Origin of the sequence: Paraburkholderia sp. XV (genome assembly GCF_020177535.1) — a bacterium.
GTDB lineage: Bacteria > Pseudomonadota > Gammaproteobacteria > Burkholderiales > Burkholderiaceae > Paraburkholderia > Paraburkholderia caribensis.
Genome location: NZ_JAGUUD010000033.1, coordinates 59,110 through 68,035, shown reverse-complemented (window position 1 = coordinate 68,035; position 8,926 = coordinate 59,110). Strand labels below are relative to the sequence as shown.

General features: G+C 63.3%; 6 protein-coding genes. 4 read left to right on the top strand and 2 right to left on the bottom strand.

From position 1 onward, the window contains the following. Window positions 1-142 precede the first annotated feature (142 nt). On the bottom strand, window positions 143-2,692 hold the full coding sequence (locus KFO72_RS17895; RefSeq protein ID WP_060601178.1) for a penicillin-binding protein 1A: 2,550 nt from the start codon (window positions 2,690-2,692) through the stop codon (window positions 143-145). A 628-nt stretch (window positions 2,693-3,320) separates the two neighbouring features. On the opposite strand from KFO72_RS17895, the gene KFO72_RS17890 reads away from it, so the two are divergent. The 3 genes from KFO72_RS17890 to KFO72_RS17880 all read left to right on the top strand — a co-directional run bounded on the left by KFO72_RS17890 (window position 3,321) and on the right by KFO72_RS17880 (window position 6,490). Beyond that, window positions 3,321-3,947, top strand: coding sequence for a plasmid mobilization protein (locus KFO72_RS17890; protein ID WP_225032697.1), 627 nt, complete (start codon window positions 3,321-3,323; stop codon window positions 3,945-3,947). A 514-nt stretch (window positions 3,948-4,461) separates the two neighbouring features. Next, window positions 4,462-5,142: a PspA/IM30 family protein gene (locus KFO72_RS17885; RefSeq protein WP_035990950.1), complete on the top strand. Its 681-nt coding sequence runs from the start codon at window positions 4,462-4,464 to the stop codon at window positions 5,140-5,142. Between the two features lie 109 nt (window positions 5,143-5,251). Next, window positions 5,252-6,490, top strand: coding sequence for a tetratricopeptide repeat protein (locus KFO72_RS17880; RefSeq protein WP_225032696.1), 1,239 nt, complete (start codon window positions 5,252-5,254; stop codon window positions 6,488-6,490). A 60-nt stretch (window positions 6,491-6,550) separates the two neighbouring features. Here the strand turns inward: KFO72_RS17880 and KFO72_RS17875 are convergent, their stop codons facing one another. Further along, window positions 6,551-7,177, bottom strand: coding sequence for a TetR family transcriptional regulator (locus tag KFO72_RS17875; protein WP_062915284.1), 627 nt, complete (start codon window positions 7,175-7,177; stop codon window positions 6,551-6,553). A 200-nt stretch (window positions 7,178-7,377) separates the two neighbouring features. Here KFO72_RS17875 and KFO72_RS17870 point away from each other — a divergent pair, with 200 nt between their 5' ends. Beyond that, entirely contained in the window at window positions 7,378-8,883 is a 1,506-nt protein-coding gene (locus tag KFO72_RS17870) for a flavin-containing monooxygenase (protein ID WP_225032695.1), read from the top strand. Window positions 8,884-8,926: the final 43 nt, after the last annotated feature.

Below are 8,926 nucleotides of genomic sequence, written 5' to 3'. Positions count from 1 at the left end.
CAAAGAAAAGTAGGTGCCGCCCCGCACAGGGGCGACGCCTGAAGCTAGATAACGTAACGCGGATGCCAGCGAAAGCGAAAGCGAAAGCAAAAGCAAACCCAAACCCAAACCCAAACCCAAACCGCCCGCACAACTCCACCCCTTACGGCTTATTCGACTCAAACAGATCCATAATCTGCTTCCTCTCAGTCGAAGTAACATTCGGCGGCGGCGCCGGCGGCGTCATTCCAGCCGGCCCAACCGCGCCGACAGCATCCCCACCACTCGCGAGCGGATTCGCCGAATCCATCCCAATACTCGCAACAAACCCGTTCCCAGGCGTCATATCCGCATAGAACAACTCACCATCGACGGAAGTCACGCCCTGAGGCATCTCAGGCTCAACCTGCGGCACCCCCCGCAGCGCACGCTGCATATACTCGACCCAGATCGGCAACGCCAGTTGCGCGCCAAACTCGCGGCTACCGAGCGACTTCGGCTGGTCATATCCCATCCACGCCACAGCCACCAGCGATTGCTGATACCCGGCGAACCAGCCGTCCTTCGCATCGTTCGTCGTACCCGTCTTGCCTTGCAGATCGTTACGATGCAGCACATTCGTGCCCGCGCCCGTGCCCGCCGTCGCCACCGAATGCAGCAGGCTGTTCATGATGTACGCGTTGCGCGGCTCCAGCGTGCGCGGCGCATCCTTGCCCGCTGTCAGCGGCTGCGCGCGCGACAGCGGCTGGCCGTGCGCGTCGTCGACTTCGCCGATCAGATACGGATTGATCCGGTAACCGCCGTTCGCAAACACGCTATACGCACCCGCCGATTGCAGCGGCGTCACCAGACCGGCACCAAGCGCCATCGGCAGATACGGCGGCGTCTTGTCGGCGTCGAAGCCAAAGCGCTGCGTGACGAAATCCTGCGCGTACTTCGTGCCGATATACGACAGGATGCGGATCGACACGAGGTTTTTCGACTTCTGCAGCGCGAGACGCATCGGCATCGGACCATCCGGCTGATCGTCGTCCTTCGGCTCCCACGCGTCGCCGCCCGGCGCGCTCGGCGGGAAGTACAGCGGTGCATCGTTGATGATGGTCGCCGGTCCGAGGCCCTTGTCGAGCGCCGCCGAATAAATGAACGGCTTGAAACTCGAACCCGGCTGACGCCATGCCTGCGTCACGTGGTTGAACTTGTTCTTGTTGAAGTCGAAGCCGCCGACCAGCGCGCGGATCGCGCCGTCCTGCGGTGTCATCGACACGAGCGCGCCTTCCACCTGCGGCAACTGCGTGATCTGCCAGTTGCCGTTCGCATCGGCAATCAGGCGCACGATCGAGCCCGGCCGGATACGCTGCGCCTGCGCCGCACGCGCCGACAGCGCGCCCGCCGCGAAACGCAAGCCCTCGCCCGTCACGCTCGCCTGCGTGCCGTCCAGCAATTGCGCCTTCACTTCCTTCGGCGTCGCCGACGTCACGACGGCCGCAATGATCTCGCCGTTGTCAGGGTGATCGTTGAGCGCGTCTTCGATGGCTTCGTCGCGCTCGTCGCCGGCAGCCGGCAACTCGACGAAACCTTCCGGTCCGCGATAGCCGTGACGGCGCTCGTAGTCCATCACGCCCTTGCGCACGGCAAGATAGGCCGCTTCCTGATCCGCGGAATCGATCGTCGTCGTGACGTTCAGACCGCGCGTGTAGGTCTCGTCCTTGTACTGCGCGTACATCATCTGGCGGACCATTTCCGCGATGTACTCGGCGTGCACGCTGTATTCGTTACCCGCCGTCTTCGTACGAATCTCTTCCTTGATGGCCTGGTTGTACTGGTCTTGCGTGATGTAATTCAGATCGAGCATCCGCTTCAGGATGTACTCCTGGCGGATCTTCGCGCGCTTCGGGTTGACGACCGGGTTGTAGGCGGACGGCGCCTTCGGCAGCCCCGCGAGCATCGCCGCCTGCGCGAGCGTGATGTCCTTCAGATCCTTGCCGAAGTACACCCGCGCCGCAGCCGCGAAGCCGTACGCGCGCTCGCCCAGATAGATCTGGTTCATGTACAGCTCGAGAATCTGATCCTTCGTCAGTGCGCGCTCGATCTTGTAGGCGAGCAGCATTTCATAGATCTTGCGCGTGTACGTTTTCTCGCTCGACAGGAAGAAGTTGCGCGCGACCTGCATCGTGATCGTGCTCGCGCCTTGCGACGAGCCGCCATGTGCGAGATCCGCGAAACCCGCGCGCAAAATGCCGATGAAATCGACACCGCCATGCTCATAGAAGCGGTAGTCCTCGATCGCGAGCACGGCTTTCTTCTGCACGTCGGGGATGTCCTGGAAGCGCACCAGACTGCGACGCTCCTCGCCGAACTCGCCGATCAGCACGTGGTCCGCCGTATAGATGCGCAGCGGCACTTTGGGGCGGTAGTCGGTGAGCGCATCGAGCGACGGCAGTTGCGGCCCCATCACGACGAGCGCATAACCGATGATCAGCGCGCCGACCACCGCGAGTGTCGCGAACAGTCCCGCGAACCACAACGCGATCGTGCCGCCTATCGAACGACCCGAACGACCCGAGCGGGCACCGCGCCCGCGCTCATCGCGGTCGTCTTCTTCGCGCTGCGCGTAGCGGTAATCGCGGCTCGGGTTGTCGTTGCTGCCGAAAGATGGCTCGCGGCCTGAATGCCCTGAAGAGCTGGAAGAATGCGGTCGTTTGATGATTGGCATGACTGGAATGATGGGCGCTACCTACACGCCGGAGTTGCACGCGCAGTGCGCCTGGATCGTGATCGTGGCGCCGCTGCCGCGACATAACGCGCGACTGCGGCACCGTTGCGCGCCAGATCGGCGCCTTGCCGCCGATCCGACGGCCGCCATGCACGGGACGCTCGCGCGCAACACATGACGACGGCCTCTGCCTCTGGCGATTGCCGCCGCGCGGCGCCGACTTTTCACCCCGTCCCGGTCGGCCGCACGGCGCGCCCAGGCGGTGTCTGGCGCAACGTAACAGCGCATTTTAAAGAAATCAAGCGGCGCTGAAAGTGATTTTTTTGTAAGAATTCCCTCATGATTGCGCCCCGATGTAAGAAAAAACACTGTGTCCCGCCACGCGAGTCCGGTTGTGCCGCGTCGTGCGGTTATCAACAGAAAATGTTCACAGCCCTGTGGACAATACATCTGCAAACGTAGCAACTCATTGATGTGACAGCCATTTTACGGGCCGCCCGATTTGCGCCAGCGCCCAACCGCGCGCCGCGTTTTAGTCTTATGATGGTTCGACGCGCGCCAAGCAGGACTCGCCGCCCTGCCCGGATTCCTCCGCAGTTCGACACCAACAAAGAACGCGAGCCGACCTATGAACAAGCCTAGCGAACGCATCGTCGTCTTCGTCAGCCCCGCCCAGAAACGCGCCATCTCCACGACGGCGGAGAACCTCGGCATCAGCGTCAGCGAACTGATGCGGCGTGCGGTGCTGAGCTTCGGCGCGACCAGCGAGCAGGTCAAGGCGGCGAGCATCGTCGACCGGTTGCGCGCGCCACGCGAACCCGACGCGCTGAACGAAGCGCTGCAACGCGTTGCGCGCGCAAGCAAGCACCTGCGGCAAGCCACGCCGGCCGCGCTCCGATCGCCCGCGCCGGGCAGCAAAAGCACGCCGACTGAAAACGATACCGTCTTCGCCGGCTCCGGCATGCCGCACGAGGCGCTCGCTCCCATCGATGTCGCCACGCCCGTCGCCGCGCTCGCGGCGCACGATGTGTCCGTCACGCCCGACAGCACCGACGACGATGCCACCGCTCAGGCTGCCGCTCGCGTGGCGGCCGCGAAAGCCGCCGCGCTCGCGTCGCATGACGCCGCCAATGCCGCCACCAGCACGCCCGCACGGCCGTCGTCGAAACGCAATGCCGCAAGCAAACGTCAGCAAGCGCACGAAGACGACGAACCGGGCATCGATCCCGCCGAAGGCAGCGGCCACTTCGCCTGAATTCGCAGCGCCACATGACGCGAGTACGATGCGCTCGCGGGCGCGGTATCGTCGGCTATCCGAAAGAATCCGGCCGCGCAGTTTGACAAATCCGCACACTGATTCGTTCATCACGTTGCGTATGACGCCACACGTCGCAAAGATTGCGAAAGCATCGGCTGAAAGGCGCAGGAAATCGCGTTTTAAGACGGCTTTAAGGGTACGCGTGGTGTAATATCCGCGAGCTGTTGAATAGCCGGTCGTGCATCGATTGCGACGCGTGTATGAAGCGTCGAAGCGTGCGACGTGACAACTCGAATGCGTACTCGGCTCTTGCATTCCGGGCGCGCGCCCCGATGTCAGGTCCGTTTGCTCCGCCGTCATGCAACAAGCACGAAGGCACGTTGTCTGATGGCATGAAGCAAGACCCGCAGCATTGCGCAGGGCGGCGTAAACTACGTTCAGTCGATGTCGTCGCGCACCAGGTTCAATGCGCCGGGTATTCAGCATCGATTTCAATCAATGGAGGTATTTCATGTCGCTTTTTGACAGCATCACGCGGACGGTCAAAGGTCTCTTGAACGATGCAGCCGACTCCGTGCAAGACCCGTCGCGTGATGCGCGCCAGATCGTGCGCGAACTCGACGAGAGCATCGCGAAAGCGGAGAACTCGCTGATCGAGATCCAGGCGCAGGTCGCCACGCAGCAAAGCAAGCGCGACGTGGCCGCCGACAAGGCGAAGAAGTACGAAGACGGCGCCAAACGCGCGCTGCAGTCGGGCGACGAAGCGCTCGCGCGCGAGGCGCTCGGCGCGCAGTCCACGGCAGAAGCCGAACGCGATGCGCTCGCTAAGGAACTCGCAACACTCGAGCCGTCCGTCGAGCAGTTGAAGACGCAGATCGACGACATGCGTCAGCGCCGCAACGACCTGAATGCGCGCTCGAACATCCTGCAGGCCAAGCAGCAGATCGCGGAGGCCAAGGACACGGCGGCCACGGCGCTGGGCGGAATCGGCGGCAAGAATCTTGCTGAAGACTTTCAGAAACTGGAGGACAAGGTCGCGCTGTCGACGGCACGTTCCGACGCACGCCTGAATTCGGCCGATGTGAAGAGCGGCAAGGCGCTCGACGACAAGCTCGCGGACCTCAACCGCGGCCCGTCGATCGACGACCGTCTCGCCGCGCTGAAGAAGCAGCTGGACACGCCTGCGCAATAAGCGCGAGACAGGCGATGTGCTGTGCGGCGCCGTGTACTACGACACGACGGCCGCGCGGCACGGCAACTCGATAGTAAGGAGACGGGCGTCAATCCGCCCGGCCCGCATCATGAAAAAATTGCTCGCAGCAGCCGGTGTGTCCCTGACGCTTTCGCTGATGCTCGTGTCGGGCACCGCCTTCGCGTTGCCCACGGCGACGCAGATCGAAACGACGATCCAGCAGGGCGACTGGCAGAAGGCCGACTCGCAGTTGAACGAGGTGCTGAAGGCGCATCCCGACAGCGCCCGCGCGCACTATCTGTACGCCCAGGTGCTCGATCGCGAAGGCCGCCCCGCCGAGGCGCTCACGCAGCTTCAACAGGCGAAGACGCTCGACCCGCAGGTTCGCTTCACCGACCCCGCCCGCTTCGCGCAGACGGAAGCGCGTCTGCGCTCGGACGCCGCGCGCGTGAGCGGCGGCGCCGGTGGAAGCGTCACGCATCGCACGAACAATCCGTTCGCGCAGCAGGAATCCGCGCCCGCCACGCCGTCGGCGTTCCAGCCGGCGCCCGAACGGCATGGTCCGTCGATGGGCATGTGGATCGGTATCGTCGTGCTGATCGGCGCGATTGCGTTGATCCTGCGCTGGACGCTGCGTCGCGCACGCTCCCAGGACGACACACGCGCCACCGACGACCGCCGCGCACAGCTCAAGCGTGCTACCGATCTCCTCAACGACGTGCGCTCGCTGAAGCTCGACGTGAAGCTGTCGACGGCGCCAGGACATGAAGCGCTCGAGCGCGAAGTAGAAGGCGCGGAGACGCAGTTGCGTCAGCTGGTCGAAGCGCTGTCGAATAGCAAGAACCCCGTGCCGCCGTATCAGATCGAAGATCTCGAACGGCAGGTCGCGAGCCTCAAGGCGCGCGCCGAAGGCCGGCCTGATCCGAATGCGGCCCCTGCGGCGTCGGCGGCTACGGGCGACTCTTCCTACGCACGCGAAGCGGACCAGGCGTTCGGACGCGGCGGCCAGCAGCCTGGTTACCCGCCCGGTTATCCGCAAGCGCCCTACCCGTATCCGCCGCAGCAACAGCAGCCGCCCGTCATCGTGCAGCAAGGCGGCGGCTTCGGCGGCGGCATGGGTGGCTTGCTGACAGGCGTGCTGCTCGGCGAAGCGCTCAACTCGGGCCGCGACCGCGTGATCGAACGCGATGTGATCCTCGACGACGAATCGCGCAAGCGCGGCGGCAACGACGCAGGCTCGATCGACTTCGGCCAGGGCTCGAACGACTGGAGCGACGGTAACGGCGGCGGAGACGGCGGCGTCGATATGGGCAGCAACGACGATTCGGGCGGGTGGAACGACACCTGACCGGCTCAGTTGGTCCGTATGAAACGCGAAGGGCTCCTCACGGAGCCCTTTTTCCTTTTCTCATTGCGCCTCATGCTGCGCGAGGACAACGGCGCCCGCGAACAACCTGACGATGAAACGCTCCGCATAGCCGATCAACGACTCCCGCTGCGCGGCATTGCCAATGAATTCACGCGACAAATGGAAAAGCTGCAACACGATCTGCGTGCAGATTTCCTCGACGGTCTCGCGCGGCAACGCGGGCACCAACGTGAGCTGCACGACATCCTCGGCCATTTCCGCCGACACCTCGTTCAGGTTCGCTCGCACAGCCTCGCGCAACGCCGCAGACGTGCCGTGATACTCGGCCAGCGCGCTCAAAAACGCCTCGCGGTTCTCCAGCGCAAACGCAAAGAAAGCAACGCAGGCGCGGCGCGGCACGCTATGCGGCTCGTCGTGAGCGGCCAGCCATCGTTCGCGCCGAAGCATCGGGCGCAGCCGGCGGCTGACCGATTCGACGGCTTCGCGCGCGAGATCGTCCAGCGTTTCGAAGTGCCGGTAGAACGTGTTGGGATTGAGTCTCGCCTCGCGCGCCACTTCGCGCAGGCCGAGGCTCGCAAAGCTGCGGCCGCCCGCTGTCAGGCGCAATGCGGCTTCGATCAGCTTGCGCTTGCCAGGAGCGAGTTCCGGTTCCGATGCGGATTGCATGACCTTCCGTTTAACGACGCATCATGGCCAACGCAGTGTCATGGCCTTGGAGCCAGCACTGTACAACGATCTTGACGCACTGTGTACAGTTGTCTACCCTCCGCCTTAACCGTTGCAGACGGATCTACACAAATCAACTGTTATCTTATTCGGCATCGGAGAGTTTCCAGACTTCGACGATGCGCGGGAGCGTTGAACCTATGCCCTCATCCCCTCGTGCTGAGATGCGTATCGCGATTATCGGAAGCGGCTTCTCGGGCATCGGCATGGCGATCCGCCTCAAGCGCATGGGTTTTACGTCGTTCACGATCTACGAAGCTGCGGGCGAACTGGGCGGTACGTGGCGCGACAACACCTATCCAGGCGCCGCGTGCGATGTGCCGTCGCATCTGTACTCGTTTTCATTCGAAGCGAACCCGTCGTGGTCGCGGGCGTTCAGTCATCAACACGAGATTCTTGCGTATCTGAAGCATTGTGCACGCAAGTATCAGGTGGACAGTGCGATTCAGTTCAATGCACGAGTAACGGCCGCACGCTTCGATGAAGCGCGACTCGTCTGGCGGCTCGATATCGACCGCACTGGCGTGCATGACACCGTCGAGGTCGATGCAGTGATTTCTGCTATCGGGCTGTTATCGCGGCCGGCGATTCCGCAGATCGACGGACTCGACACGTTCGGCGGCAAGATATTTCACTCGGCGCGCTGGGACCACGACTATCCGCTCGAAGGCAAACGCGTCGCCGTCATCGGCACCGGCGCCAGCGCGATCCAGTTCATCCCGCGAATCCAGCCGCGCGTCGCGCAGATGCTGCTGTTCCAGCGCACCGCGCCGTGGATCATGCCCAAGCCCGACAAGCCGGTCAGCGAGCGCGCGCGCTGGCTGTTCAAACACCTGCCGTTCACGCAACGCTGCGTGCGCAGCGCGATCTACTGGCAGATGGAATCGCGCGGCCTCGGATTCTTCGTCAATCCGAAGCTCGTGAACCCTGCAATGAAGTTCGCGCACAGCTACCTCGAACGAAGAGTGAAAGATCCGGCACTGCGCGCCAGGCTGACGCCCGACTACAGACTGGGATGCAAACGCGTGCTGTTGTCGAGCGACTACTATCCGGCACTCGGCCAGCCGAATGTCGGCGTGGTGACGACACCGATCCGCAGCATCGTGCAGGACGGCATCGTGACGGCCGACGGCGCGCATCATCCCGTCGACGCGATCATCTGCGGCACCGGGTTTCAGGTGAACGACGTCGGCGCGCCATTCGACGTGACGGGACTGGGCGGCGCCGATCTCGGCGCGCGCTGGCTGCGCGACGGACCCGAAGCGTATCTCGGCACGAGCATCGCGGACTTTCCGAATTTCTTCATGATGGCCGGGCCAAACACGGCCCTTGGGCACAACTCGATGATCTACATGATCGAGTCACAAGTGCAATACATTGCCGATTGCCTACGCGAACTGCACCGTCGCGGCGCCCGCACGATGAATCTTCGTGCGGACGTACAGCGCGAATTCAACGCAAGCCTGCAACGCGACATGCAGCGAACTGTCTGGGCGAGCGGCTGCCATAGCTGGTATCAGACGAAGAGCGGCAAGATCACGGCGATCTGGCCGCGCTTCACATTCAGTTTCCGTCGGCGCACACGTCGTGTGCGCAGTACCGAATACGTGTATTCGGATCAGGCGCAGGCATCGGCGCAAAAGTAGGCGAAATCGACTGGCCAAAGCCGGATAGTCGACATTGAAGCGT

What these genes read in the sequence shown, in the direction of transcription:
- KFO72_RS17875 (WP_062915284.1), bottom strand. Translation starts at nt 7,177, where the DNA reads ATGCAATCCGCATCGGAACCGGAACTCGCTCCTGGCAAGCGCAAGCTG.
- KFO72_RS17870 (WP_225032695.1), top strand. Translation starts at nt 7,378, where the DNA reads ATGCCCTCATCCCCTCGTGCTGAGATGCGTATCGCGATTATCGGAAGC.
- KFO72_RS17890 (WP_225032697.1), top strand. Translation starts at nt 3,321, where the DNA reads ATGAACAAGCCTAGCGAACGCATCGTCGTCTTCGTCAGCCCCGCCCAG.
- KFO72_RS17895 (WP_060601178.1), bottom strand. Translation starts at nt 2,692, where the DNA reads ATGCCAATCATCAAACGACCGCATTCTTCCAGCTCTTCAGGGCATTCA.
- KFO72_RS17880 (WP_225032696.1), top strand. Translation starts at nt 5,252, where the DNA reads ATGAAAAAATTGCTCGCAGCAGCCGGTGTGTCCCTGACGCTTTCGCTG.
- KFO72_RS17885 (WP_035990950.1), top strand. Translation starts at nt 4,462, where the DNA reads ATGTCGCTTTTTGACAGCATCACGCGGACGGTCAAAGGTCTCTTGAAC.